Source organism: Streptomyces flaveus (genome assembly GCF_014647675.1).
Classification (GTDB): domain Bacteria; phylum Actinomycetota; class Actinomycetes; order Streptomycetales; family Streptomycetaceae; genus Streptomyces; species Streptomyces flaveus.
This window is the reverse complement of the sequence record NZ_BMPQ01000002.1, coordinates 129,520-153,511: the sequence shown is the minus strand read 5'-3', so window position 1 is coordinate 153,511 and position 23,992 is coordinate 129,520. Positions and strand designations below refer to the sequence as shown.

General features: G+C 68.5%; 23 protein-coding genes and 5 tRNA genes. 18 read left to right on the top strand and 10 right to left on the bottom strand.

Translation table 11 applies throughout. The features are described from left to right. The first annotated feature begins 27 nt into the window (after positions 1–27). The 5 genes from IEZ21_RS03980 (at position 28) to IEZ21_RS03965 (ending at position 3,780) form a co-directional block, all read left to right on the top strand. Positions 28–525, top strand: coding sequence for a hypothetical protein (locus IEZ21_RS03980; protein WP_189320484.1), 498 nt, complete (start codon positions 28–30; stop codon positions 523–525). Then, positions 522–965 (top strand): hypothetical protein, encoded by a 444-nt coding sequence (locus tag IEZ21_RS47350; protein WP_246567256.1) that lies wholly within the window; start codon positions 522–524, stop codon positions 963–965. Before IEZ21_RS03980 ends, IEZ21_RS47350 begins: the two co-directional genes overlap by 4 nt. A 37-nt stretch (positions 966–1,002) precedes the next feature. Then, entirely contained in the window at positions 1,003–1,797 is a 795-nt protein-coding gene (locus tag IEZ21_RS47345; RefSeq protein WP_246567255.1) for a hypothetical protein, read from the top strand. Positions 1,798–1,940: 143 nt separating this feature from the next. Then, the gene (locus tag IEZ21_RS03970; protein ID WP_033321067.1) at positions 1,941–3,545 is read left to right on the top strand and encodes an acyl-CoA carboxylase subunit beta; all 1,605 of its coding nucleotides are present in this window, start codon (positions 1,941–1,943) and stop codon (positions 3,543–3,545) included. A gap of 46 nt (positions 3,546–3,591) precedes the next feature. Further along, positions 3,592–3,780, top strand: a complete 189-nt coding sequence (locus IEZ21_RS03965; RefSeq protein WP_033321068.1) for an acyl-CoA carboxylase subunit epsilon — start codon at positions 3,592–3,594, stop codon at positions 3,778–3,780. Positions 3,781–3,981: 201 nt separating this feature from the next. Here IEZ21_RS03965 and IEZ21_RS03960 read toward each other — a convergent pair whose 3' ends face one another. The 8 genes from IEZ21_RS03960 to IEZ21_RS03925 all read right to left on the bottom strand — a co-directional run bounded on the left by IEZ21_RS03960 (position 3,982) and on the right by IEZ21_RS03925 (position 14,589). After that, positions 3,982–4,563 carry a GTP-binding protein gene (locus IEZ21_RS03960; RefSeq protein ID WP_026248371.1) on the bottom strand — a complete coding sequence of 194 codons (582 nt, stop codon included), beginning with the start codon at positions 4,561–4,563 and terminating at the stop codon, positions 3,982–3,984. Next, a complete protein-coding gene (locus IEZ21_RS03955; RefSeq protein WP_189320483.1) occupies positions 4,544–5,143 on the bottom strand; it encodes a DUF742 domain-containing protein in 600 nt (199 codons plus the stop codon). Before IEZ21_RS03955 ends, IEZ21_RS03960 begins: the two co-directional genes overlap by 20 nt. A gap of 95 nt (positions 5,144–5,238) precedes the next feature. Beyond that, positions 5,239–5,652, bottom strand: coding sequence for a roadblock/LC7 domain-containing protein (locus IEZ21_RS03950; protein ID WP_033321188.1), 414 nt, complete (start codon positions 5,650–5,652; stop codon positions 5,239–5,241). Between the two features lie 10 nt (positions 5,653–5,662). Next, entirely contained in the window at positions 5,663–8,905 is a 3,243-nt protein-coding gene (locus IEZ21_RS03945; RefSeq protein WP_189320482.1) for a sensor histidine kinase, read from the bottom strand. A 349-nt stretch (positions 8,906–9,254) separates the two neighbouring features. Continuing rightward, a complete protein-coding gene (locus IEZ21_RS03940; RefSeq protein WP_189320481.1) occupies positions 9,255–9,830 on the bottom strand; it encodes a GTP-binding protein in 576 nt (191 codons plus the stop codon). Then, entirely contained in the window at positions 9,811–10,209 is a 399-nt protein-coding gene (locus IEZ21_RS03935; protein ID WP_165339911.1) for a DUF742 domain-containing protein, read from the bottom strand. The genes IEZ21_RS03940 and IEZ21_RS03935 overlap by 20 nt, the downstream gene beginning before the upstream one ends. Positions 10,210–10,314: 105 nt before the next feature. After that, on the bottom strand, positions 10,315–10,728 hold the full coding sequence (locus IEZ21_RS03930; RefSeq protein WP_033321189.1) for a roadblock/LC7 domain-containing protein: 414 nt from the start codon (positions 10,726–10,728) through the stop codon (positions 10,315–10,317). A gap of 9 nt (positions 10,729–10,737) precedes the next feature. After that, complete coding sequence (locus IEZ21_RS03925; protein ID WP_189320480.1) at positions 10,738–14,589, bottom strand: sensor histidine kinase; 3,852 nt, start codon at positions 14,587–14,589, stop codon at positions 10,738–10,740. 595 nt (positions 14,590–15,184) lie between these two features. On the opposite strand from IEZ21_RS03925, the gene IEZ21_RS03920 reads away from it, so the two are divergent. The 9 genes from IEZ21_RS03920 to IEZ21_RS03880 all read left to right on the top strand — a co-directional run bounded on the left by IEZ21_RS03920 (position 15,185) and on the right by IEZ21_RS03880 (position 19,356). Beyond that, positions 15,185–15,382, top strand: coding sequence for a hypothetical protein (locus tag IEZ21_RS03920; protein WP_033321074.1), 198 nt, complete (start codon positions 15,185–15,187; stop codon positions 15,380–15,382). Positions 15,383–15,515: 133 nt separating this feature from the next. Next, complete coding sequence (locus IEZ21_RS03915) at positions 15,516–16,304, top strand: fumarylacetoacetate hydrolase family protein (RefSeq protein WP_189320479.1); 789 nt, start codon at positions 15,516–15,518, stop codon at positions 16,302–16,304. Continuing rightward, positions 16,297–17,796, top strand: a complete 1,500-nt coding sequence (gltX, locus tag IEZ21_RS03910; protein ID WP_189320478.1) for a glutamate--tRNA ligase — start codon at positions 16,297–16,299, stop codon at positions 17,794–17,796. Before IEZ21_RS03915 ends, gltX begins: the two co-directional genes overlap by 8 nt. Before the next feature lie 208 nt (positions 17,797–18,004). Beyond that, on the top strand, positions 18,005–18,772 hold the full coding sequence (locus IEZ21_RS03905; protein ID WP_189320477.1) for an HAD family hydrolase: 768 nt from the start codon (positions 18,005–18,007) through the stop codon (positions 18,770–18,772). 89 nt (positions 18,773–18,861) lie between these two features. Next, positions 18,862–18,933: transfer RNA gene (locus tag IEZ21_RS03900), tRNA-Gln, on the top strand. A 22-nt stretch (positions 18,934–18,955) separates the two neighbouring features. Then, positions 18,956–19,028, top strand: a tRNA-Glu gene (locus IEZ21_RS03895). 62 nt (positions 19,029–19,090) lie between these two features. Further along, positions 19,091–19,163: transfer RNA gene (locus tag IEZ21_RS03890), tRNA-Glu, on the top strand. A 20-nt stretch (positions 19,164–19,183) separates the two neighbouring features. Further along, positions 19,184–19,255, top strand: a tRNA-Gln gene (locus IEZ21_RS03885). A 28-nt stretch (positions 19,256–19,283) separates the two neighbouring features. Beyond that, positions 19,284–19,356, top strand: a tRNA-Glu gene (locus tag IEZ21_RS03880). Positions 19,357–19,475: 119 nt separating this feature from the next. On the opposite strand, the gene ndgR is transcribed toward IEZ21_RS03880, so the two are convergent. Then, on the bottom strand, positions 19,476–20,192 hold the full coding sequence (gene ndgR / locus IEZ21_RS03875; RefSeq protein ID WP_015036427.1) for an IclR family transcriptional regulator NdgR: 717 nt from the start codon (positions 20,190–20,192) through the stop codon (positions 19,476–19,478). Positions 20,193–20,380: 188 nt separating this feature from the next. Between ndgR and leuC the strand changes: the two genes are divergently transcribed. From leuC to IEZ21_RS03855, 4 genes are all read left to right on the top strand, one after another. Then, a complete protein-coding gene (gene leuC / locus IEZ21_RS03870) occupies positions 20,381–21,814 on the top strand; it encodes a 3-isopropylmalate dehydratase large subunit (protein ID WP_189320476.1) in 1,434 nt (477 codons plus the stop codon). 11 nt (positions 21,815–21,825) lie between these two features. Further along, complete coding sequence (gene leuD / locus IEZ21_RS03865) at positions 21,826–22,419, top strand: 3-isopropylmalate dehydratase small subunit (RefSeq protein WP_189320907.1); 594 nt, start codon at positions 21,826–21,828, stop codon at positions 22,417–22,419. A gap of 274 nt (positions 22,420–22,693) precedes the next feature. Continuing rightward, positions 22,694–22,924 (top strand): SCO5555 family protein, encoded by a 231-nt coding sequence (locus tag IEZ21_RS03860; protein WP_033321079.1) that lies wholly within the window; start codon positions 22,694–22,696, stop codon positions 22,922–22,924. Positions 22,925–23,062: 138 nt separating this feature from the next. Next, positions 23,063–23,665 (top strand): HU family DNA-binding protein, encoded by a 603-nt coding sequence (locus tag IEZ21_RS03855; protein WP_189320475.1) that lies wholly within the window; start codon positions 23,063–23,065, stop codon positions 23,663–23,665. A 120-nt stretch (positions 23,666–23,785) separates the two neighbouring features. Here IEZ21_RS03855 and IEZ21_RS03850 read toward each other — a convergent pair whose 3' ends face one another. Beyond that, complete coding sequence (locus IEZ21_RS03850) at positions 23,786–23,989, bottom strand: hypothetical protein (protein WP_033321081.1); 204 nt, start codon at positions 23,987–23,989, stop codon at positions 23,786–23,788. Positions 23,990–23,992 lie beyond the last annotated feature (3 nt).

The following is a 23,992-nucleotide window of genomic DNA, read 5'->3' as shown; positions in this document are numbered from 1 at the left end:
CGCCTGGACAAGCTGCAGGACCGGCAGATGAATCGCGCGGAGCGGCTCGCCACGATGGGCGCCATCGGGTACACCGGCTGGGCCGTGGCCGAACTCGCCCTACTGGTCCTCGCGTTGACGCTGCTGTCCGCGCTGTGGGTACTGCGCGACCGCTGCGGCCGCGACTACAACCCCTGGCTGCTCAGTGCCCTCGTACTCACCGTCGCCCTCGCCGTGGTCCCGCTCCTGACCACGACCGCCACTCAGCGGCACCTGGACGACGCTCGTGCCACGCTCACCGAGATCAGAACCGTCGCGGAACAGACCAAGCGCGAAACGAACACCGGCCTGGCCAGGCGCAAAGGGCTCGAGGATGCCCAGACTCTCGTCTCCACCAGGTCCAATCACGTACGTGATGAGCTCGAGGCCCACGCGTGGCAGGACGCGGTGTACTACGGCGCGCTTGGCGGCGGCACCCTAGTCGCCGTCCTGCCCACCGTCGGCATCGGCCGCAGGCTTAACGCCGACTACTGGAGGGCCCGTTGACCAGGCTCCGCACCGTACTCCTCATCTGCGCGCTGCTCTTCACGGCGTTGGGCTGCGAACTCGCCGCGCCGGGCCAGACGGACAGCGAGGAGAAGGTCACCATCCTCGGCGCCTGGACCGGCCCCCAGGAAACGGGATTCAAGAAACTCCTCGATGAACTCGACATCCCGTACGAGTACGAGGGCACCGCCGCGCAGCGCGAGGTGCTGCTCTCCCAGGTGCAGGCGGGCGAGCCCCCGGACATCGTGATCATGCCCGGCCTCGGTGAACTCGCCGAGTACGCCCACCAGGAGCGCCTCCAGAAGCTGGACGACGACGACTTTGAGAAGAGCGAGTACGGGCCCGCCTTGGCTGCCCTCCGGCAAAGGCTCAGGAGAGGTGTACTGGGTGCCGCTGAGGGCCGACCTGAAGAGCATCGTCTGGCACCGCAAGGATACTGAACTGCCCAAGTCGCCTCCAGCGCAGGAGAGTTGGCGCATGGGCATGGGCGATGACGGCCCCTCGGGCTGGCCCGGCAGCGACTGGATCGAGGATCTGTTGCTGCAACGAGAAGGGCCCGAAGTGTATGAGCGGTGGGTGCGGGGTCAGCTGCCGTGGGACTCGGAAGAGGTGCAGGGCGCCTGGCAGGCCTGGGGCAACCTGCTCACTCCAGGCGACAAGGGGTTGGCCAAGCGAGCCCTGATCACCGACCATCGGGGGCCCACCGACGGCAACGGGCTTCTGTTCGGCAAGGATGCCTGCATGCTGGAGCATCAGGGCTCCTTCGCGCCCTTCTTCTATAGCGAGAACAGCGACAAGGATGTCGACTTCACGGACTCGGCCGAACTGCTGCCCGGCGGCCCCTACCGGGTGAAGGCCCACGAGGTGACCGGAGACTTCGCCGCACTCTTCAGCGATAGCGGCCGCGCCAGGAACCTGCTGCGCGAACTCGCCTCCGAGTCCAGGCAGCGGGACTGGGCGGACTCGGCCGGAGTATTCTCCGCCAACAACAAGGTCCGCCCCGGGGACGGTGGCGTCGAGCACGAGATCGCCGACCGGCTCACTTCCAAAGACACCGCCCGCTGCCTGGACGCCTCAGACGTGATGCTCCCTGCCGTACGCGACGCCTTCTACGAAGCGATCCTGCTGACCCTCACCCGCTACAGCGAGGGCGAGGGTCCGGGAAGCATCAAGGGCATCCTGGAAAACGTCGACAAGGTGCAGGAGGCCCAGGCCAAGAACTCGGTCATCCAGAGCGAAGTGTGCAGCACGCCACAGCAGCCCCCTTTGTAGAACCCCAACAAGCCAGACCGCCCCTGAGCTGGTGGTTGACCCGCATGCCGCCCAGGTTCTGTTCAGGGGTACCAGGAAAACGACCCGGAGACTGTGAGGAGTCGACGGCCCGCTTTGCTAGGTGGACTTCGTAAGGTCGCTACATGACCGTTTTGGACGATGCCGGATCCTCCGCCCCAGAAGCCGCAGGAGAACCCACCGACGCCCGCGGGCGAGTGGCCGAGCTGCACGAGATCCGCGCGCAGGCGCTGGCGGGGCCCAGCGAGAAGGCGACCCAGGCGCAGCACGCCAAGGGCAAGCTGACCTCCCGGGAGCGCATCGAGCTCCTGCTGGACGAGGGCTCGTTCAACGAGGTCGAGCAGCTGCGTCGGCACCGGGCCACGGGCTTCGGCCTGGAGGCCAAGAAGCCGTACACGGACGGTGTGATCACCGGCTGGGGCACGGTCGAGGGTCGTACGGTCTTCGTCTACGCGCACGACTTCCGGATCTTCGGCGGCGCGCTGGGCGAGGCCCACGCCACGAAGATCCACAAGATCATGGACATGGCCATCGCCGCCGGGGCGCCGCTCGTGTCGCTGAACGACGGCGCGGGCGCCCGCATCCAGGAAGGCGTCAGCGCCCTCGCGGGCTACGGCGGCATCTTCCAGCGCAACACCAAGGCGTCCGGCGTCATCCCGCAGATCAGCGTCATGCTCGGCCCGTGCGCGGGCGGCGCCGCCTACAGCCCGGCGCTCACGGACTTCGTGTTCATGGTCCGCGAGACCTCGCAGATGTTCATCACGGGGCCGGACGTCGTCAAGGCCGTCACCGGCGAGGAGATCACCCAGAACGGCCTCGGCGGCGCGGACGTGCACGCCGAGACCTCCGGTGTCGCGCACTTCGCGTACGACGACGAGGAGACCTGCCTCGCCGAAGTCCGCTACCTCCTGTCGATGCTGCCGCAGAACAACCGCGAGAACCCGCCCCACGCGGACTCCGAGGACCCCGCCGACCGACGCTCCGACGTCCTCCTTGACCTCGTCCCCGCGGACGGCAACCGCCCGTACGACATGACCAAGGTCATCGAGGAGCTCGTCGACGACGGCGACTACCTGGAGGTCCACGAGCGCTGGGCCCGCAACATCATCTGCGCCCTGGCCCGGCTCGACGGCCAGGTGGTCGGCATCGTCGCCAACCAACCGCAGTCCCTGGCCGGTGTCCTGGACATCGAGGCCAGCGAAAAGGCGGCGCGCTTCGTACAGATGTGCGACGCGTTCAACATCCCGATCGTCACTCTTCTGGACGTCCCCGGCTTCCTGCCCGGCGTCGACCAGGAGCACGGTGGGATCATCCGCCACGGAGCGAAGCTGCTGTACGCGTACTGCAACGCGACCGTGCCCCGGATCTCGCTGATCCTTCGGAAGGCGTACGGAGGTGCCTACATCGTGATGGACAGTCAGTCCATCGGTGCGGACCTCACCTACGCCTGGCCGACCAACGAGATCGCAGTGATGGGAGCCGAAGGTGCCGCCAATGTGATCTTCCGCCGGCAGATCGCCGAGGCCGAGGACCCCGAGGCCATGCGGGCCCGCATGGTCAAGGAGTACAAGGCCGAGCTGATGCACCCGTACTACGCGGCCGAGCGCGGCCTGGTGGACGACGTGATCGACCCCGCCGAAACCCGCGAGGTCCTCATCCGCTCGCTGGCGATGCTCCGCACGAAGCACGCGGATCTGCCGTCCCGCAAGCACGGAAACCCGCCGCAGTAACTCTGCGGTCCCCCCGCGGAAACCTCACTCACGGAGACTTACGCCCATGAGCACCCCTGACATTCGCGTCGAGAAGGGCCACGCCGAGCCCGAGGAAGTCGCCGCCATCACGGCCATCCTCCTGGCCCGCGCCGCCGCCACTCCCACGACCACGGCCCACCGCGGCCGCACCAAGGCCGGCTGGCGCCGCCTTGAGCGCGAGCCCGGCTTCCGAGCCCCACACAGCTGGCGCTAAGGTCCGCGCCCGAAAGGAGGCCGCAGGCCTCCTAAGGGGCGCGGGGCTGTGTCTATTTGCGGCTCCGCCGCGTGGGCGCGACCAGCCACATACGGCCTGCAGGCGGCCAACTACCCGTAGGGGCAGCCCGGTAGCCGCTCTAAAGCCAAAAGGGGGCGCCCTCTCCAAACGGAGAGGGCGCCCCCTTCGTGCACCGCGCGGCTAGCGCAACCGCGCCATCAGCGCATGCTCCACAAGCGTGATCAGCGCAGACTTGGCGTCAGCGCGGTGACGGGCGTCCGTCGTGATGATCGGCGTGTCCGGGCCGATCTGGAGGGCCTCGCGGACCTCGTCCGGGTTGTACGGCTGGTTGCCGTCGAAGCCGTTGAGGGCGATGACGAACGGCAGTCCGCTGTTCTCGAAGTAGTCGACGGCCGGGAAGCAGTCGGCGAGGCGGCGGGTGTCGACCAGGACGATCGCGCCGATGGCGCCGCGTACCAGGTCGTCCCACATGAACCAGAAGCGGTCCTGGCCGGGCGTACCGAAGAGGTACAGGATCAGGTCCTGGTCCAGGGTGATGCGGCCGAAGTCCATGGCGACGGTGGTCGTCGTCTTGTCTCCGGTGTGGGTGAGGTCGTCGATGCCCGCGGACGCGGACGTCATGACGGCCTCGGTACGCAGCGGGTTGATCTCCGAGACGGCCCCGACGAACGTGGTCTTGCCCACGCCGAAGCCGCCCGCCACCACGATCTTCGCGGACGTGGTGGAGCGGGAAGGCCCTCCGCTAGAGCTTGCGAAGTCCACTGAGCACCCTTTCGAGCAAAGTCACGTCTGGCTGACCGCCGGCGTTCTCGTCGCCGCCGGGCTGATGGATGGCGACCAGGCCCGCCTCCGCCAAGTCGGCGACGAGAATCCTGGCCACGCCGAGAGGAATGGTGAGCAGGGCCGAGATCTCGGCCACCGACTTGATCTCCCGGCAGAGGTTGCAGATCCGCTGATGCTCGGGCAGCTGCCCCTGCATCTGGTGCGGCTGCGCGGTGGTGTGCACCAGCGCCTCGATGGCGAGCTGGTACCGCGGCCTGGTGCGGCCGCCCGTCATGGCGTACGGGCGCACCAGAGGGTTGTGCGAGCCCCCGGCGGGGGACGACTCAGGGGAGCGGCGCTGCGGCTGCACGGGCTGGATGCGCGGGGCCGGCGGCTGGTCGTACGGCGAGGGACCAGGGCCCTGGGGGCCCTGGGGCGCGTACGGCTGGTGCTGCCGGTGGCTCGGTGCGGAGGGGAAGTTGTACCGGTTCGGGTTCTGCGAACCGTCACCCTGGCCCCGGCCCTGGCCAGGACCGTAAGACCAGTTGCCCGAAGACGAACCGCCTGGGGGTGTTGCCACTTTCTCCTCCTCCGACTGTGCCGGTAACCCATCACTCTGGATAGCCGTGTCCGAAACCTTACGGGCACGGGACGCCAAAATGTATCGCTTGTCTGCTAGTTGAGAAGGCTCCCCTGGAGCTCAGCACGCAGATCGGGCGTCAGAACCGTACCGGCACGGTCCACCAGAAGGGCCATCTCGTACCCAACGAGACCGATGTCCGCTTCCGGATGTGCAAGGACCGCGAGCGAAGAACCATCGGAAATGGACATGATGAAGAGGAACCCTCGCTCCATCTCCACAACCGTCTGATTCACACTGCCACCCTCGAAGATGCGGGACGCGCCCGCGGTCAGCGAGGTAAGACCCGACGCGACGGCCGCCAGCTGGTCGGCGCGGTCGCGCGGAAAGCCTTCGGACATCGCCAGAAGGAGTCCGTCGGCGGAGACCACCACCGTGTGGGACACCCCGGGGGTGTTGTCCACGAAGTTGGTGATCAACCAGTTCAGGTTCTGCGCCGCCTGGCTCATCGGGCTCACACTAACGCTCCTGGTTGTAGGTGCTGTCAGGACCACTGTGTTGATTCCTAGTGGCCTGGCCGTTCGTTTCACTGCCTGCGTTACGTCCCCGCTCGACACCCCGGCGCAGGTTGCTCAGCCTGCCCCGGACGTCCTCGGGGGCGCGGGAGACCTGTGGGCCGCCCTGGTTGGTCGACTCCGCGGTGCCCTCGACCAGGTTGGCCTTGGGTACCCGCCGCGGCAGGCCGGAGGAGGTGACCCCGCCCGCCTTGGGCTGCTTCAGCTGTTCGGCGCGCTGCCACCGCTGGTCGTTGGCCGACCGCCAGTCGCCGCTGCCGTTGCTGTCCGCGGTGGCCGGCGCTTCCTGGCTCACGGACTGCCGGGCGCTCGGGCCGCTCGTCGCGGGGGAACCGCGGCGCGGAAGCCCGGCGTCGGTCAGCTCGTGGGCGGCGGAGGGGGCCGGTCCCGGACGATCGAAGCCTACGCGGTCCTGCTCGGCCACGTCAGCGGCCTGCGCGGATTCCGTTTCCGGAGCGTACTCGGAGCTGTACCCGTTGCGGTACTCGTCCTGTTGCGGCCAGTCGTCCCGGTAGGACTGCTCTTCGAACGGCGAGAACCTTTCCTGCGGGGACCCGTGGGCCGACGGCTGTTCCTCCTGGACCGGCTCCGCATAGGAGGGTTCCGGATAGCCGCTGTTCGTCGGGAAGTACGTCTCGTCGTACGTCGGGCGCTGCGGCTCCTCGTACGGCATCTGCTGGTCGTACGAGGGCTGCCCGGTGTACGCGGTCGGTGCGCCGTCGTACGCGGGCCTGCCCTCGTCGTAGGCGGGCTGGTTGCCGTCGTAGCCGGACTGGCCGTCGTCGTACCCGGGCTGTCCGCGGTCGTAGTCGTCGCGGAAGGACGCGGCCTCGAGCTCCGGCTGGTCCTGCGACTGGGCCTCCAGTGCCGCGCGGCGCTCCTCACGCATCAGCGAGCGGCCGACGGGGTCCAGCTCACGTATGTCGTCCGGGACCTCGGCGTACCGGCTGTCGTCGAAGCCCAGCTCGGCGGCCGTGCGCATGGGCGGGCCCTGGAAGTTCTCGCCCTGGTAGGACTGCTGCTGCTGTTCCGGGATGATCTGCGAGACGGTGAACTCGTCGCCCTGGAGCTGGTGATCGCCACCGCCACCGTGGGTGATCGCGTCGGGCAGCATGACGAGCGAGGTCGTACCGGCCTGCTCGCCGGAGGGGCGCAGCTGGACCCGGATGCCGTGCCGGTCGGACAGCCGGCCGACCACGAACAGGCCCATACGCTGCGAGATCGCGGCGTCCACGGTCGGCGGGTTGGCCAGCTTGTGGTTGATGTCCGCGAAGTCCTCGGCGGTGAGGCCGATGCCCTTGTCGTGGATCTCGATCATGACGCGGCCGTCGGGCAGCCGGGTCGCGGTGACGCGGACCTTGGTCTGCGGCGAGGAGAACGTGGTGGCGTTCTCCAGCAGCTCGGCCAGCAGGTGCACGAGGTCGGTCACGGCGCGGCCGTGGATCTCGGCCTCCGGGACGCCGGAGAGCTCGATGCGCTCGTACTGCTCCACCTCGGAGGAGGCGGCGCGCAGCACGTCGACCAGCGGGACCGGCTGGTCCCAGCGGCGGCCGGGCTCCTCGCCGGCGAGGACCAGGAGGTTCTCGCCGTTGCGGCGCATACGGGTCGCCAGGTGGTCCAGCTTGAAGAGGTTCTCCAGCTGGTCCGGATCGGCCTCGTTGTTCTCCAGGTCGGTGATCAGGGTCAGCTGGCCCTCGATCAGCGACTGGTTGCGGCGCGAGAGGTTGGTGAAGATCGCGTTGATGTTGCCCCGCAGCAGGGCCTGTTCGGCGGCGAGCCGGACGGCCTCGCGGTGGACCTGGTCGAAGGCGCGGGCGACCTCGCCGATCTCGTCCGTGGAGGTGATCGGGATGGGCGCGACCCGGGTGTCGACGCGGCCGGGGTCGGTGCGCGAGAGCTGGTCGACCAGCATCGGCAGGCGCTGCTCGGCGACACCGAAGGCGGCGTTGCGCAGCTGGCGCATCGAGCGGCTCATCTGGCGGGCCATGAGCGAGGCGATGATGAACGCGGCGAGCAGGGCGATGATGACGATCGCGCCGTTGATGATGGCGTCGCGCTGCGCGTCGGAGGCGATCTGGTCCGCGTCGGCGACGGCCCTGTCGATGAGATCGGCCTCGATCTCGTCGTAGCCGTCGAACTTGGCGGTGGACGCGGCCATCCAGGTCGCCGGGGTGATGCCCTGCGTGGCCAGCTCTTCGGGCGTCCTCGCGGCGACACCCTGGACCATCTTGTCCATGGCGGGCGGGGCCACGAACTCGCGGCCCGCGGCCTCGGCCTGGCGCTCGGCCTCGGCGACCTGCTGCTGGCCCTCCTCGGTCTTCTGCGCCATGACCGTACGGAGCTTCTCGGCGTCCTGCGCCGTACCGCCGGAGATGTACTCCTGGACGGCGATGCCCTCCAGGTAGGCGTAGGAGGTGAACGCGACCCGCTGCCGGTTGTACGTGGCCTCGTCCTCACTGGGCCTGACGAGCAGGTGCATACCGATGGAGCGCTGCAGCGAGGCGGCGCCCTTGCCCAGCGCGACGGCGTACACGGTGCGGCCGTAGCTGGTGATGTTGCCGGTGCCGAGACCCAGCTCGTTCGAGAACTCCAGCAGAAGGTGCTCGATGTCGACGTAGTCTTCTTCGGTCTTCACCGGGTCCTGCGACGTTTTGTACGCGTTCTTGCGCAGGCCCGCGAGCGTCGGCTCGGCCGCCTCCACGAGGCGGAGGCGACGCTCCAGGCCGTATCCGGAGGGCATGCCCTCGACAGACTTGTGGAAGGCGTCGGCCTTCTGGTCGGTGGTGGCGCGGACGTCTTTGACGAGCTTGTCGTCCTCGGCGGACGGGTTCTCCTTGAGGAGCGGCTCGGCGGTGAGGTCGCGCTCGTTCAGCAGGGCCGCGGCGTACTGCGAGGCGGAGGCCACGATCTGCGCGATCTTCTCGGCGTCCTGGGCTTCGTTCCAGGTGTCGATCGAGCTCTTCACGTTGAAGCCGCCCATGACCAGGCCGACCAGCACGGGTATGAGCAGGATGGCATTCAGCCTGGTCGGTACGCGCCAGTTACGCGGAGACAGCCGACTGCCGCTGGACGCCGGTGGCGCCGTCGGCTCCGGCTTCCGGGGCACGGGTGCGGGTGCCGCTCCGCGCGGCGGCGGGGTGAAGTTGCCCCGTGCCGACGGCTCGGGACCGTTCTTGCTTCGCCTCACTCGACCAACAACCTCTCGGCGTCGGCACCAACGTTGTGCCGCGTGTGTCTTCCAGCCCTCGGCTACCGGGCAGTTCAGGCATTCCAGCACGTCAGGCTGTGCTCGTCCAAACACTCGGAACCGATGATTCCGGGCTGCGTAAACCCCAGATAAAACGGTCATAAAGAGCGAGCCCCGCCAAAAGGCGGGGCCGATGTGAGCACAGCGGCACCATGCGACCGCGACGCGTGTTGATACCACGCAATATCTCTGTCGAAACGTTATGAACAGCCTGGCCGACCGTGTCAAAGGACACAGCCGGCTCCAAGGCTTCTACGACAACTGCCGTACGGCATGGCTGATTTGTGTGCTAGCGCAGACGCGCCATGAGTGCGTGCTCGACCAGCGTGATCAGCGCGCTCTTGGCATCAGCCCGGTGCCGGGCGTCCGTCGTGATGATGGGGGAGTCGGGCCCGATCTGCAAGGCCTCCCTGACTTCGTCGGGGGTGTACGGCTGGTGCCCGTCGAAGCCGTTGAGGGCGATGACGAACGGCAGCCCGCTGTTCTCGAAGTAGTCGACCGCCGGGAAACAGTCGGCGAGACGCCGGGTGTCCACCAGGACCACGGCACCGATGGCGCCGCGTACCAGGTCGTCCCACATGAACCAGAAACGGTCCTGACCAGGCGTACCGAAGAGGTACAGGATCAGGTCCTGGTCCAGGGTGATACGGCCGAAGTCCATGGCCACCGTCGTGGTGGTCTTGTCCCCGGTGTGGGTGAGGTCGTCGATGCCCGCGGACGCGGACGTCATGACGGCCTCCGTGCGCAGCGGGTTGATCTCGGAGACGGCTCCTACGAACGTGGTCTTGCCCACGCCGAAACCACCCGCCACCACGATCTTCGCGGAGGTGGTCGTCCGGCCTCCGTCAGAGCTTGCGAAGTCCACTGAGCACCCTTTCGAGCAGTGTCACGTCCGGCTGGCCACCGGCGTTCTCGTCGCCACCGGGCTGGTGGATGGCGACGAGACCGGCCTCCGCGAGGTCCGCGACGAGAATCCGTGCCACGCCCAGGGGCATGGACAGGAGTGCCGAGACTTCGGCAACAGACTTCACCTCACGGCAGAGGTGGCAGATGCGCTGGTGCTCGGGGAGCAGCCCCATCAGCTGCGCCGGGTCGGCCGTGGTGCTGATCAGTGCCTCTATGGCGAGCTGGTAGCGCGGCCGGGTCCGGCCGCCGGTCATCGCGTACGGACGTACCAGCGGCTGGTCGCCCTCGTCCCCGTACGGCTCTGCGTACGGGTCGTGAGAGGCGGTGGGCGGGGTCATGAGTCCTCCGAGCGGGACAGCAAGTCGGTCTAGTCGTGCCGTCGATGAGGGCCGGTGGGGGAGCGGGCGGCCTGACGGTGGGTCTTGCCTTGTGCGTGGGGGGAACTAATGCAACAGGCTGCCTTGCAGTTCGGCCCGCAGGTCGGGCGTCAGTACGGCGCCCGCGCGGTCGACGAGCAGGGCCATCTCGTATCCGACGAGGCCGATGTCGCAGTCCGGGTGGGACAGGACCGCGAGCGAGGAGCCGTCGGAAATGGACATCAGGAAGAGGAAGCCGCGCTCCATCTCGACCACCGTCTGGGCCACCGTGCCACCCTCGAAGATCCGGGAGGCACCGGCGGTGAGCGAGGTCAGTCCGGAGGCGACGGCCGCGAGCTGATCCGCGCGGTCGCGCGGGAAGCCCTCCGACAACGCCAGAAGGAGTCCGTCGGCGGAGACGACGACGGTGTGGGACACCCCGGGGGTGTTGTCAACGAAGTTGGTGATCAACCAGTTGAGGTTCTGTGCTGCCTGGCTCATCTGGCTCAACTAACGCTCCTGCTGGTGAGTGGGGCTGGGGAAGCTGCCGGTCTGGCCCGAACCGGCCTGGCGACCCTGCTGGATGCCCCTACGAAGATTGGTCAGCCGGCCGCGTACGTCATCGGGCGCACGCGAGACCTGCGGACCGCTTTGGTGCTGTTGTTGCTGAGCCGTCCCCGCGACAAGGTTCGCGCGGGGGACCCGGCGCGGCAGACCCGAGACGGTCACGCCACCCGCGGTGGGCTGGCGCACCTTCTCGGCCTGGCGGCCGAGTTCATCATTGGGAGAAGCGCGCCAGGACGACGTGACGGCGGGAGCCGGGGCCGACGCCGGGCGCTGCGGAGCCGCGGGAGCCTGGGAGGGCTCCTGCGGGGGGAACATGGAGGACGTGGTGGACGCGGACTCGGTCCGGGAGCCGTTGCTCCGGCCCTGGTCCTGATCCTCGACCTGGTCCTGTCCCTGGTGGAACCAGTTGGTCTCCAGGGTGTCGTACAGCGGTGTACGTCCGTCGCCGGGACCCGACGCCGGGGGCAGACCCTCGAGCTCCTGCTGCGGGGGATACGACGGCTGCGGGGGGAGCGAGGGGCGCCGACGCGGCTGCGGGCGCTGCGGGGACTGAGGGCGCTTGCCGCCGTTCGTCCCGTTGGTCCCGGGGCGCTCGAACTGGCTGGTGTCGCCACCGCCCTGGCGCTCGCCGCGGCCGCCCGGGTCCGCGGGGGAACCGTTGTAGCCGGACGCCGGTGACCGCCCGTTCGAGGGCTGGTCCTGGCGGCCGTCGCGGCCGGGCTGGGCGAACTGGCCGGTCGAGGGCGGGTTCTGCCTGGCGGAAGGATTCGGCGGACCGAACACGTCCGGGCGTACGAACTGGCCGGTGCCCTGACCGGGACGCGGGATGTCGAAGTCGGATGGACCGGTACCGGAACCGGGCCGCGGGGCGTCGAAGTCCGGCCGGGCGTACTCACCCGTGGAGCTCGAACCCTGGCGGTCGTCGATCCGGGGGATCTCCTCGGTCGAGCCCGGACCCTGACGGCCGTCCACGCGCGGCATACGCGAGGTCGCGTCCGGCTCCTCGTGGCCGCGCGGGCCGTCCATCGAGTCGCGCGGGACCGGCGGCTGCGCGTTGTCGTCGCTCCAACTGCTCACGCGCGGCTTGGGGTTGCCCCCGGGCAGCTCGGCACGCGGACCACCGGGCGGCGGCAGCTGCGGCTGCCCGGCGGCATGACGGCCCTGCTCGGCGTTCCCGCTGTCGGGGCGCCGCGGCGGCGGTACGGAACCACGGGCGCCGAACGCCTCCTGGCGGCCACCACTGTCACCGAAACCGTCGAAGCCCTGCGGAGCACCCGTACCCGCGGCCTGAAGACCCTGCGGCGCACCCGGCGCGGCACCGGCCGGAGCCGGCCTGCCCTGCGGGGGTGCGGGCGGCATCGGCGGCTGCGGCCCACGCGAACCGCCGGGCCCACCCGGACGACCGCCCGGGTCGCTCCCGGTCAGCGCAGGTCGCGGACCCGTGCCCGCGACCTGCCCGCGCTGAGGACCGGCGTTCAGGCGTCCGGGGCCACCGGGCGCACCTGCACCAGCACCCCCGCCGAGCGCGGGACCGCTGCCGGCCCCGCCACGACGGGCCGCCGCCACACCGGCCGCGGCCTGCGCGGCGGCCGGACCGCCGGCACCCGCGCCCTGGCCCGGCTTGCCCGGGGCCTTCTTGCCGCCCTGGGCGACATCGACGGGGAGCATGACCAGCGCGGTCGTACCACCGGAGTCGGACGGCCGCAGCTGGATGCGGATGCCGTGCCGCTGCGAAAGGCGGCCGACCACGAACAGACCCATGCGGCGGGACACCGAGACGTCCACGGTGGGCGGCGAGGCGAGCCGCTCGTTGATCGCCGCGAGGTCCTCGGGGGAGAGGCCGATACCCGTGTCGTGGATCTCGATCAGTACGCGGCCGTCGGGCAGCGCGTGACCGGTGACCTTGACCTTGGTCTGCGGCGAGGAGAACGAGGTGGCGTTCTCCAGGAGCTCGGCGAGCAGGTGCACGAGGTCGTTGACGACGCGGCCCGCGACCTCGGTGGCCGGGACCGAGGACAGCTCGATCCGCTCGTACTGCTCCACCTCGGAGGCGGCGGCACGGAGCACGTCGACCAGCGGGACCGGGCGGGTCCAGCGGCGGCCGGGCTCTTCACCGGCAAGAACGAGGAGGTTCTCACCGTTACGGCGCATGCGGGTCGCGAGGTGGTCGAGCTTGAACAGCGAGGACAGCTGGTCCGGGTCGGCCTCGCGGGACTCCAGCTCGGAGATCAGCGACAGCTGACGCTGAATGAGGCCCTGGGAGCGGCGCGAGAGGTTGGTGAACATCGCGTTGACGTTGCCCCGCAGCAGGGCCTGCTCGGCGGCCAGTCGTACGGCCTCACGGTGCACGTCGTCGAAGGCCGCGGCCACCTGGCCGATCTCGTCCTTGGAGTGCACACCGACCGACTGGACGGAGGTGTCGACGTCCTGCGGGTCGGACTCGGACAACTGCTTGACCAGCTCGGGCAGCCGGTCCTGGGCGACCTTGGTCGCGGTGTCCTGGAGCCGGCGCAGCGAGCGGATCATGGACCGGGCCACCACGAAGGCGCCGACGAGCGAGACACCGAGGACGAGCAGGATCAGCGCACCGGAGATGATCGCTTCCTGCTCGGACTCGTTGCGCAACTCACGGGCCTTCTGCTCCATCTGGTTGAGCAGCGTGAGCTCGATCTTGGACATCTCCTGGATCTTGGCCGAGTCGGCGTCGATCCAGTCCAGGTACGAGCGCTTCTCGCGCTGCTCCAGGCCGCCCTCCTGGCGGAGCACGCGCTGCGCGTAGTTGTCGGCTTCCTCGATGGTCGGGCTGCCGTCGTCGATCGGCTTCGTCAGGGCCGCCGCGTTGCCGTCGTAGACGCTGGCGAAGCCGGAGAGGTCGGACTCCTGGTTCTCCTGCGCGGAGAGGGCGTACCGCCGGTCGTTCTCCGAGAGCTCGCCGAACGTCTTGTCGGTCGCGGGCAGGGCCGCGGCGATCACGGCACGCTGGATGGACGCGTACTCCTTGGCGGAGGAGAAGGCGGCCAGAGCGCGTGTGCGCTGGATCATCTCCGGGTTGCTGGTCGCCTGCGCCATGTCCTGCGAAAGACCCAGCAGCCGCTCGATGAGCCGGTGATACTCCTCGACCGTCTGGGAGGAGTTGGCGCGGTCCGTGTAGGCGTCGTTGCGGATGTTCTTGATCTGGCTCAGCTCGGCGACGATGGAGACGACGTTGTCGCGGACGCCGTCGAGGGTCTCGTCGTTGGCCGCGTTGTCGATCTCACGCGAGCCCTCCGTGAAGGCGGCACGCGCGCGGTCCGTCTTGTCGCGTACGCCCTTGACCGCGAAGTCGGTCCCGTCCGCGCTGTGCGAGAGCGGTCCGGCCGACTTGTCGCGCTCCTCCTGGAGCGCCGCGGCGAGCTCGGTCGCCTGCTTGGTCATGTCGGTCAGCAGCCTCATGTTGTCGAGCTGCTGGATGTCGTCCATGGAGTCGCTGATGCGCAGCGCGCCGAGCGAGGTCGCGGCGACCACGGGGAGCGCGAGCAGCGAGACCAGTCGGGTGGAGATGCGCCAGTTGCGCAGCGCTATTCGGGAGCCGGGGCCGCTGGGGCCCTTCGGCTTCGCAGCCGGGGCAGCGGGCGCCGAGGCGGCGGGGCCGCCCGAAGAGCCTGCCAGGCCGGGGCGCGAGCCGCGCTCACCGCTGTCACCGGACTGTGCCGGTCCTTGGTTCTGGGCGTGCTGGGGCGATGAACCGCGGTCGGTCCCGCCGTGCGGCTCCGGCTCCGCCGAAGCGCTGCCATCCCTCTTGAAACGTCCCTGCACTAGCGTCGCAACCTCTGGACCAGGCGCCTCTCCGCAGAACGGTGAGGCGGTGTCGGCGTCGTACCGGCGCAATGCGCCTTCTGTCGGTCTCCGGTGACCGGCGCTGCTCCCCCTATCCCGCCGCCATGCGGCGCTGCGTTGCGCCCCCTGTGCGCCGGTTCTATTCCACGGCGGTTCGTGGAATTCCAGCACAGTGCCGGATCTCCAACAAGGGCCATGGGTCATGCTGTGACCTACGTGACCCCTTGTGAGGGGCGAGTTACGGGTCGTATAAAGTGATCCCCCGCATACCGGACACAATACGGCGTTCCGCTCGTGCGCGAGACGTGTCCCAGTCGCGATGATCAGGAGCGGAATGATGTCTTCAGTGGGGCAATGTCCGCTTTATTGGGGTCAGTAGTCGGCCTGAATTGACCGTTTTGATGGACGGTTCGTGAGGAAACTCACACGGCGATCATGGGGTCTTCACAACTTTCCCGGGGAACCCGACGTTTAGCCTGATGCCTTTACAGGCACAGCAAATCCGACAACACGCGCTTCTGCGACGGCCGTTGGCCGCGTCAAGGCGCCCGTACGACGGGGTCAGACACCACACATGAAGACGACGATGATGTTCCGCAACATAGCCAATCCGCAGCGCACCACGCTGGCGCACCTCGATGACGCCGACGAACTGCGCATGCCGGAGCAGCGGGAACACCAGGAGCACGCCGTCGAGCTCCCCGCACAGACCGCCAACCCCCGCCGTACGGTCCTGGTGGACATCCCGGCCGGCGCGGGCGCCGAGCAGTAGGTCTCCGAGTCGAGGACGAGCCCTGCCCCAATTCCCGGGATCGCCGGACGTAATTGCGCAAGGTCACGCCTCCTTACCGCGTTAGCCTGGAGCGTCATACTCCGGCTGGTTCAGTAGAGGGGCGCAAGATCCCGTGCGCATCGCCAGGTTCTCCATCGACGGCAACGTCGCGTTCGGCGCGGTCGAGGGCGACAGCCCTCCTGGATCGACCGACGGGCTCGTCCTCGACATCATCAAGGGCATCCCCTTCGCGGATTTCGAACTCTCCGGTACGAAGCTGCCGCTGAGCAAGGTCAGGCTGCTCCCGCCGGTGCTCCCGAACAAGGTCGTGGCCTTCGGCCGCAACTACGCGGAGCACGCGAAGGAACTCGGCAACGAGGTGCCCGACGCACCGTTCGCCTTCTTCAAGCCGTCCACCTCGGTGATCGGCTCCGGCGACGAAATCGGGTACCCCTCCTTCTCCCAGGAGCTGCACCACGAGGCCGAGCTGGCCGTGGTCATAGGCCGGATGTGCCGTGAGGTCCCGCGCGAGCGCGTCAAGGACGTCATCCTCGGCTACACCTGCGCCAACGACGTCACCGCACGCGATGTCCAGAAGCGCGAGAAGCAGTGGGCGAGGGCCAAGGGCTTCGACTCCTCGTGCCCGCTCGGCCCCTGGGTGGAGACGGATCTCGACCCCTCCGACCTGACGATCCAGTGCACGGTCAACGGCCAGCAGCGCCAACTGGGCCGTACGAGCGAGATGATCCACCCCATCGAGGATCTGATCGTGAACATCACCGAGGCCATGACGCTGCTCCCCGGCGACGTGATCCTCACGGGCACCCCCGCGGGGGTCGGCCCCCTCAACGTCGGCGACGAGGTCGCCGTCACCATCGAAGGCATCGGCACTCTCACCAACAAGGTGATCAAGCGTGGCTAACGCGAACGTCCGCGTACGTTTCTGTCCCTCGCCGACCGGCAACCCCCATGTGGGCCTGGTCCGCACCGCCCTGTTCAACTGGGCATACGCCCGTCACACCGGCGGCACTTTCGTGTTCCGTATCGAGGACACCGACGCGGCCCGCGACTCCGAGGAGTCCTACGAGCAGCTGCTGGACTCCATGCGCTGGCTCGGCTTCGACTGGGACGAGGGCCCCGCCGCATTCGACAGCGCCTCCGGCGCGGACAGCGGCCCGCACGCCCCGTACCGCCAGTCGCAGCGCATGGACATCTACAAGGACGTCGCGCGCAAGCTCCTCGACGGCGGCCACGCGTACTACTGCTACTGCTCGACGGCGGAACTGGACGCCCGCCGCGAGGCGGCCCGCGCGGCCGGCAAGCCCTCCGGCTACGACGGTCACTGCCGCGCGCTCACCGACGATCAGATCGCGGCGTACAGGACCGAGGACCGTGAGCCCATCGTCCGCTTCCGCATGCCCGACGAGCCGATCACCTTCACGGACCTGGTACGCGGCGAGCTGACGTTCACGCCCGAGAACGTGCCCGACTACGGGATCGTACGAGCCAACGGGGCGCCCCTCTACACGCTCGTGAACCCCGTCGACGACGCCCTCATGGAGATCACCCACGTCCTGCGCGGCGAGGACCTGCTCTCCTCCACCCCGCGCCAGATCGCCCTCTACAAGGCGCTGATCGAGCTGGGCATCGCCAAGTCCGTGCCCGCCTTCGGGCACCTGCCGTACGTGATGGGCGAGGGCAACAAGAAGCTCTCCAAGCGCGACCCCCAGTCGTCGCTGAACCTCTACAGGGAGCGCGGTTTCCTCCCGGAGGGCCTGCTCAACTACCTCTCCCTGCTGGGCTGGTCGCTCTCCGCCGACCAGGACGTCTTCTCGATCGACGAGATGGTCGCGGCCTTCGACATCAAGGACGTCGTCCCGAACCCGGCCCGCTTCGACCTGAAGAAGTGCGAGGCGATCAACGCCGACCACATCCGGCGGCTGGACCTGAAGGCGTTCATCGAGGCCTGCGGTCCGTGGCTGAAGGCCCCGCACGCGCCGTGGGCGCCGCAGGACTTCGACCAGGTCAGGTGGGAGGCGATCGCCCCGCACGCCCAGACCCGCCTGACGGTCCTGTCCGACATCACGCAGAACGTCGACTTCCTGTTCCTCAAGGAGCCCGTCGAGGACGAGGCGTCCTGGACGAAGGCGATGAAGGAGGGCTCGGACGCGCTCCTGCGCACGGCCCGCGCGAAGCTGGAATCCGCGGACTGGACGAGTCCGGAGTCGCTCAAGGCCGCCGTCCTCGCGGCCGGCGAGGAGCACGGCCTCAAGCTCGGCAAGGCCCAGGCCCCCGTCCGCGTGGCCGTCACCGGCCGCACGGTCGGCCTCCCCCTCTTCGAGTCCCTGGAAGTACTGGGCAAGGACAAGACCCTGACCCGCATCGACGCGGCACTGGCCAAGCTGACCGCGTAGCGCACGAACGGAGGGGCGGCACCCGGCGCGCGGGTGCCGCCCCTCCGCGTTGCGTGCCGGTGGCACGAAAGCCGGACGCCGCCGCCGTCAGGGCGTTACCGTCAGACCATGAGCATCAGGGCCGTGGTCTGGGACATCGATACTGCATTCATCGGGGGATGACCCCCGAACCCCCAGCCGGGAGCGGTGTCGGCGGTACCGTCGTGTCATGACGATCAGAGCCGTGGTCTGGGACATCGACGACACGATCTTCGACTACACCACGGCCGACCGGGCCGGAATGCGCGGGCATCTGGCGGCCGAGGGACTGCTCGACGGGTACGCGTCCGTGGAGCAGGCGCTCGGGCACTGGCGGGAGGTCACCGACCAGCAGTGGGCCAGGTTCGCGGCGGGCGAGGCCTCCTTCGAGGGGCAGCGGCGGGACCGGGTGCGGGTCTTCCTGGGCGAGGAGCTGACCGACGCCGAGGCCGACGCCTGGTTCCTGCGGTACCTGGGCCACTACGAGGCCGCCTGGGGGCTCTTCCCGGACGTGCTGCCCGCCCTGGACACCCTCGCCGCCAGCCACCGACACGCCGTGCTGTCCAACTCCAGCCTCCACGTCCAGGACCGCAAGCTCCGCGTCCTCGGCGTACACGACCGCTTCGAGACGGTGCTGTGCGCGGCCGAGCTGGGCGTCTCCAAGCCCGAGGCCCGGGCCTTCCACGCCGCCTGCGAGGCCCTGGCGCTGCCCCCGCACCAGGTCGCGTACGTCGGCGATCACCCGGAGATCGACGGACAGGGCGCGGCCGACGCCGGGCTCTTCTCGGTCTGGATCGACCGCGCGGGCGTGAGCGCGGTCACCGGCGACACGCCCGACACGCGCGAGGGCGCCGCTCCGGATCAGCCCGCCGGCCTGCGCCGAATCACGTCTCTGACCGAACTTCCGGTACTCCTAGCGGCCGATACCCGTTTTGGAGCGCCGTCCACCTTCGGGTAATGTTCTTCCTGCGCCACCGCGAGCGGGCCGACAGGTCGGGACCGGGAAGCGCAAGCTAAGACAAGATCCCCTCGGGGGTTGTGTTTCAGTGGCCTATGGTGTAATTGGCAGCACGACTGATTCTGGTTCAGTTAGTCTAGGTTCGAGTCCTGGTAGGCCAGCTCGCAGAGCTCATCTGCAAAAGCCCCCGTTGTGTAGCGGCCTAGCACGCTGCCCTCTCAAGGCAGTAGCGCCGGTTCGAATCCGGTCGGGGGTACAGATCCTTCCCAGGGACACAGTCCGGGTCGCACCCACTGTTTCCCATGCAGGATCGCTAGGGCCCCCGTTGTGTAGCGGCCTAGCACGCCGCCCTCTCAAGGCGGTAGCGCCGGTTCGAATCCGGTCGGGGGTACGAACTGGTCTAAATCACATTGGTCTATGGTGTAATTGGCAGCACGACTGATTCTGGTTCAGTTAGTCTAGGTTCGAGTCCTGGTAGACCAGCTTGGATCTGCGGAAACGCAAGATCCTCGCCCCCGTTGTGTAGCGGCCTAGCACGCCGCCCTCTCAAGGCGGTAGCGCCGGTTCGAATCCGGTCGGGGGTACGTCACGAAGAGGCCCTCCCCAGCAGGGGAGGGCCTCTTCGCGTTGAGTTGAACGGCAGGACAACCTCAACTCCAGCCGGTCGCTGCGGCGTTGAAGCGACCGGTCGGATCAACTCGTGTCAGCCGGTGCGGCGCAGCGCCTCCGAGAGGCGGGCCGCCGCATCGATGACCGCCTGGGCGTGCATCCGGCCCGGGTGCCGGGTCAGGCGCTCGATCGGCCCGGAAACAGAGACGGCGGCCACCACCCGGTTCGAGGGCCCGCGCACCGGCGCCGAGACGGACGCGACGCCCGGCTCGCGCTCACCGATCGACTGGGCCCAGCCCCGGCGCCGTACGCCCGACAGTGCCGTCGCCGTGAAACGGGCGCCCTGCAGGCCACGGTGCAGGCGCTCCGGCTCCTCCCAGGCCATCAGGATCTGGGCCGAGGAGCCCGCCTTCATGGTGAGCGTCGAGCCGACCGGGACCGTGTCCCTGAGGCCCGACAGACGCTCCGCCGCGGCGACGCAGATACGCATGTCACCCTGGCGGCGGTAGAGCTGCGCGCTCTCGCCCGTGACGTCACGGAGGTGGGTCAACACCGGCCCTGCCGTCGCCAGCAGGCGGTCCTCGCCCGCCGCCGCGGCCAGCTCGGCCAGGCGCGGGCCGAGAATGAAACGGCCCTGCATGTCCCGCGCCACCATGCGGTGGTGCTCGAGTGCCACGGCGAGGCGATGTGCCGTGGGTCGTGCCAGTCCGGTCGCCGCGACCAGGCCCGCGAGGGTGGCCGGACCGGACTCCAGGGCGCTCAGGACAAGGGCTGCCTTGTCCAGAACTCCTACGCCGCTACTGTTGTCCATGCAACGATACTCGCGTCTCACTCTGTGAAACGCAAGTTCAATTTTCCGTGGAACGCGCCACCCTGTACGTACAACGGCCCGTAGACCATCGGGCCCGGCGGCAGACGTCCGGTGCGGGGGTGACGGACGCGGCCACCCCGAAGTCTCTAGTTGGGTCGGCGCCATACAGGCCGGCCGGAGGGAAAGCGATGGGTAGGACACTCGCTGAGAAGGTCTGGGACGACCATGTCGTCCGGCGCGCGGAGGGCGAGCCCGACCTTCTCTTCATCGATCTGCACCTGCTGCACGAGGTGACCAGCCCGCAGGCCTTCGACGGCCTTCGCCAGGCGGGGCGCCCCGTGCGCCGCCTCGACCTCACCATCGCGACCGAGGATCACAACACCCCGACCCTCGACATCGACAAGCCCATCGCCGACCCGGTCTCGCGCGCCCAGCTGGAGACGCTGCGCAAGAACTGCGCCGAGTTCGGCGTACGCCTGCACCCGCTCGGCGATGTCGAGCAGGGCGTCGTCCACGTCGTGGGACCGCAGCTGGGCCTCACCCAGCCCGGCATGACCGTGGTCTGCGGCGACTCGCACACCTCCACGCACGGCGCCTTCGGCGCGCTGGCGTTCGGCATCGGCACCTCCCAGGTCGAGCATGTGCTGGCCACCCAGACGCTGCCGCTGGCCCGCCCGAAGACCATGGCCATCACGGTCGACGGTGAACTGCCCGAGGACGTCACGGCCAAGGACCTGATCCTGGCGATCATCGCCAAGATCGGTACGGGCGGCGGCCAGGGCTACATCCTGGAGTACCGCGGCTCCGCCATCGAGAAGCTCTCGATGGAGGCCCGGATGACCATCTGCAACATGTCGATCGAGGCCGGTGCCCGCGCGGGCATGATCGCCCCCGACGAGACGACCTTCGAGTACATCAAGGGCCGCGCGCACGCCCCCGAGGGCGAGGACTGGGACGCCGCCGTCGCGTACTGGAAGACCCTGAAGTCGGACGAGGACGCGGAATTCGACGCCGAGGTCGTCATCGACGCCGCCTTGCTCGCGCCGTTCGTCACCTGGGGCACCAACCCCGGTCAGGGCTCGCCGCTTTCGGCGTCCGTCCCCGACCCTGCTTCGTACGAGGACGCTTCGGAGCGCTACGCCGCCGAAAAGGCCCTGGAATACATGGGGTTGACCGCCGGACAGCCGTTGCGGGACATCAAGGTCGACACCGTCTTCGTAGGCTCCTGCACCAACGGCCGTATCGAGGACCTGCGCGCGGCAGCCTCCATCGTCGAGGGCCGCAAAGTCGCCGACGGTGTACGGATGCTGGTCGTTCCCGGCTCCGCGCGCGTGGGGCTGCAGGCCGTCTCCGAGGGATTGGACCTCGTCTTCAAGGAGGCCGGCGCCGAATGGCGGCACGCGGGCTGCTCGATGTGCCTGGGCATGAACCCCGACCAGCTGGCCCCCGGTGAGCGCTCCGCGTCCACCTCCAACCGCAACTTCGAAGGCAGGCAGGGCAAGGGCGGCCGTACGCACCTGGTCTCGCCGCAGGTCGCCGCCGCCACCGCCGTGCTCGGCCACCTGGCGTCCCCCGCCGACCTGAACGACCAGTCTGCCGTCCGTACGCCCGCTGGAGTCTGAGAACCATGGCCATGGAAGCATTCACCACGCACACCGGGCGGGCCGTCCCGCTGCGCCGCAGCAACGTCGACACCGACCAGATCATCCCCGCCCACTGGCTCAAGAAGGTCACCAGGGACGGCTTCGAGGACGGGCTGTTCGAGGCCTGGCGCAAGGACTCGTCGTTCATCCTCAACCAGCCCGAGCGCCACGGTGCCACGGTTCTCGTTGCGGGTCCCGACTTCGGTACGGGCTCCTCGCGCGAGCACGCCGTGTGGGCGCTGCAGAACTACGGCTTCAAGGCCGTCATCTCGTCGCGTTTCGCGGACATCTTCCGCGGCAACTCGCTCAAGAACGGTCTGCTCACGGTCGTTCTGGAGCAGAAGATCGTTGACGCACTGTGGGACCTCACGGAGAACGACCCGCAGGCTGAGATCACTGTTGACCTTGAGGCGCGTGAGGTTCGCGCGGAGGGCATCACCGCCTCCTTCGAACTCGACGAGAACGCCCGCTGGCGGCTGCTGAACGGGCTCGACGACATCTCGATCACGCTGCAGAACGAGCCGGACATCGCCGCGTACGAGTCCAAGCGGCCCGCCTACAAGCCGCGGACGCTCCGAGTTTGACAAGACGAACCGGCCCAAGCACGCAAGGCTGATTCCAGCCACCTCAACAGGCTCCAGTACCCCCAACCGTGGACGGTTGGGGGTACTGCCTTGTGTGCCTGAGGACGAGGTCAGAGGCCTGTTCTGATTGGCTTCAACTCCCCTTGTTTCAAGGGGGATTGTCGGGGTAGTCGAGCCTTGGCACAGACTTGTGCGGAGGTGTGCGGGAAGCGCCTGGGAGGCGGCAGTTGACCCTGCGCAGGCGACAACTCGCCCCAGATGGCACAATCTGTGCATGGAACACGACGGCCAACTCGAGCTCTATACGGCGGTCGCGTCCCAACTCAAGGAAGCGCACGCAAGGGTGCGCGCACTGCAAGTCCCGGAGGGCGTACGGATGGCGCTGACCCGGAAGCTGCTGGTCATTACGGCCGTGGCCAAGCACGATCTCGCCGATGCGACAAGGCGTCTGGAGCGGTTCATCTCAGACCTCGATGAGGGTCGATTCCCCGAAGAAGGTCTCTGAGGAACTTCGCGACAGTCCTGGTTCGTTGCGGCACTAGGGTGATTAGCCCGTTTCGTGTTTGATTTGCGGTATATATCTGCCTAACGTGCGAAAAAGCTTGAACACTTTCGTTCTGGCAATGTCTCCGAAGGGGAAGACGTGAACAAGGCGCAGCTCGTAGAAGCGATTGCGGACAAGGTCGGCGGGCGTCAGCAGGCCGCCGACGCGGTCGACGCCGTACTGGACGCCGTGGTCCGTGCGGTTGTCGCAGGGGAACGGGTCTCGGTCACCGGTTTCGGTTCCTTCGAGAAGGTCGATCGTCCGGCCCGCTACGCACGTAACCCCCAGACCGGGGAGCGTGTTCGGGTCAAGAAGACCTCCGTGCCGCGGTTCCGCGCGGGCCAGGGTTTCAAGGACCTGGTGAGCGGTTCGAAGAAACTCCCGAAGCACGATGTGGCGGTCAAGAAGGCGCCCAAGGGCAGCCTGTCCGGAGGCGCTGCCGCCACGGTCAAGAAGGCGACGGCCAAGAGGGCCGCCGCCAAGAAGGCGGCGACGCCCGCCAAGAAGGCCGCGGCCAAGAAGACGACTGCCAAGAAGGCGGCGCCGGCCAAGGCCGCGGCCAAGAAGACCACGGCCAAGACGGCGACCGGCAAGACCGCGGCCAAGACGACCACCGCCAAGAAGGGGGCCGCCAAGAAGGCGCCCGCGAAGAAGTCGACGGCGCGCAAGACCACCGCCAAGAAGACCACCGCCCGCCGGTAGACAGGGCGCTGGGACACTCACGCGCCGGGCCGGGCTCCTCACGGAAGAGAGCCCGGCCCGCGGCGTGTTCAGAGACTGCTCAGAGATCTTGGGGACGGTCCTGAGGGTCTTCAGGGGTCCTCAGAAGGTCTGCAGCGTCACCAGAGTGATCCGGCGCGCGTCCCCCTCGCCCTCCGTCTCGATCCGCACCCGCTGCCCCGGCCTGAGCAGTCTGAGCCCGCCCGCCTCGAACGCCGGGCCGTCGAAGGGCACCGGGGTGCCGTCGTCGAGCAGCACCTGACCGCTACGGGTCTCGGGGTCGTACGTGTACGCGGTCGCCTGCATGAG

Bases quoted from the DNA above. Each gene is read 5' to 3' on its own strand.
- IEZ21_RS03965 (WP_033321068.1), top strand. From the start codon at position 3,592: ATGAGCACCCCTGACATTCGCGTCGAGAAGGGCCACGCCGAGCCCGAG.
- IEZ21_RS03860 (WP_033321079.1), top strand. From the start codon at position 22,694: ATGGAACACGACGGCCAACTCGAGCTCTATACGGCGGTCGCGTCCCAA.
- IEZ21_RS03970 (WP_033321067.1), top strand. From the start codon at position 1,941: ATGACCGTTTTGGACGATGCCGGATCCTCCGCCCCAGAAGCCGCAGGA.
- leuD (WP_189320907.1), top strand. From the start codon at position 21,826: ATGGAAGCATTCACCACGCACACCGGGCGGGCCGTCCCGCTGCGCCGC.
- IEZ21_RS03920 (WP_033321074.1), top strand. From the start codon at position 15,185: ATGAAGACGACGATGATGTTCCGCAACATAGCCAATCCGCAGCGCACC.
- IEZ21_RS03980 (WP_189320484.1), top strand. From the start codon at position 28: ATGAATCGCGCGGAGCGGCTCGCCACGATGGGCGCCATCGGGTACACC.
- leuC (WP_189320476.1), top strand. From the start codon at position 20,381: ATGGGTAGGACACTCGCTGAGAAGGTCTGGGACGACCATGTCGTCCGG.
- IEZ21_RS03905 (WP_189320477.1), top strand. From the start codon at position 18,005: ATGACGATCAGAGCCGTGGTCTGGGACATCGACGACACGATCTTCGAC.
- IEZ21_RS03935 (WP_165339911.1), bottom strand. From the start codon at position 10,209: ATGACCCCGCCCACCGCCTCTCACGACCCGTACGCAGAGCCGTACGGG.
- IEZ21_RS47345 (WP_246567255.1), top strand. From the start codon at position 1,003: ATGGGCATGGGCGATGACGGCCCCTCGGGCTGGCCCGGCAGCGACTGG.
- IEZ21_RS03930 (WP_033321189.1), bottom strand. From the start codon at position 10,728: ATGAGCCAGGCAGCACAGAACCTCAACTGGTTGATCACCAACTTCGTT.
- ndgR (WP_015036427.1), bottom strand. From the start codon at position 20,192: ATGGACAACAGTAGCGGCGTAGGAGTTCTGGACAAGGCAGCCCTTGTC.
- IEZ21_RS03950 (WP_033321188.1), bottom strand. From the start codon at position 5,652: ATGAGCCAGGCGGCGCAGAACCTGAACTGGTTGATCACCAACTTCGTG.
- IEZ21_RS03850 (WP_033321081.1), bottom strand. From the start codon at position 23,989: ATGCAGGCGACCGCGTACACGTACGACCCCGAGACCCGTAGCGGTCAG.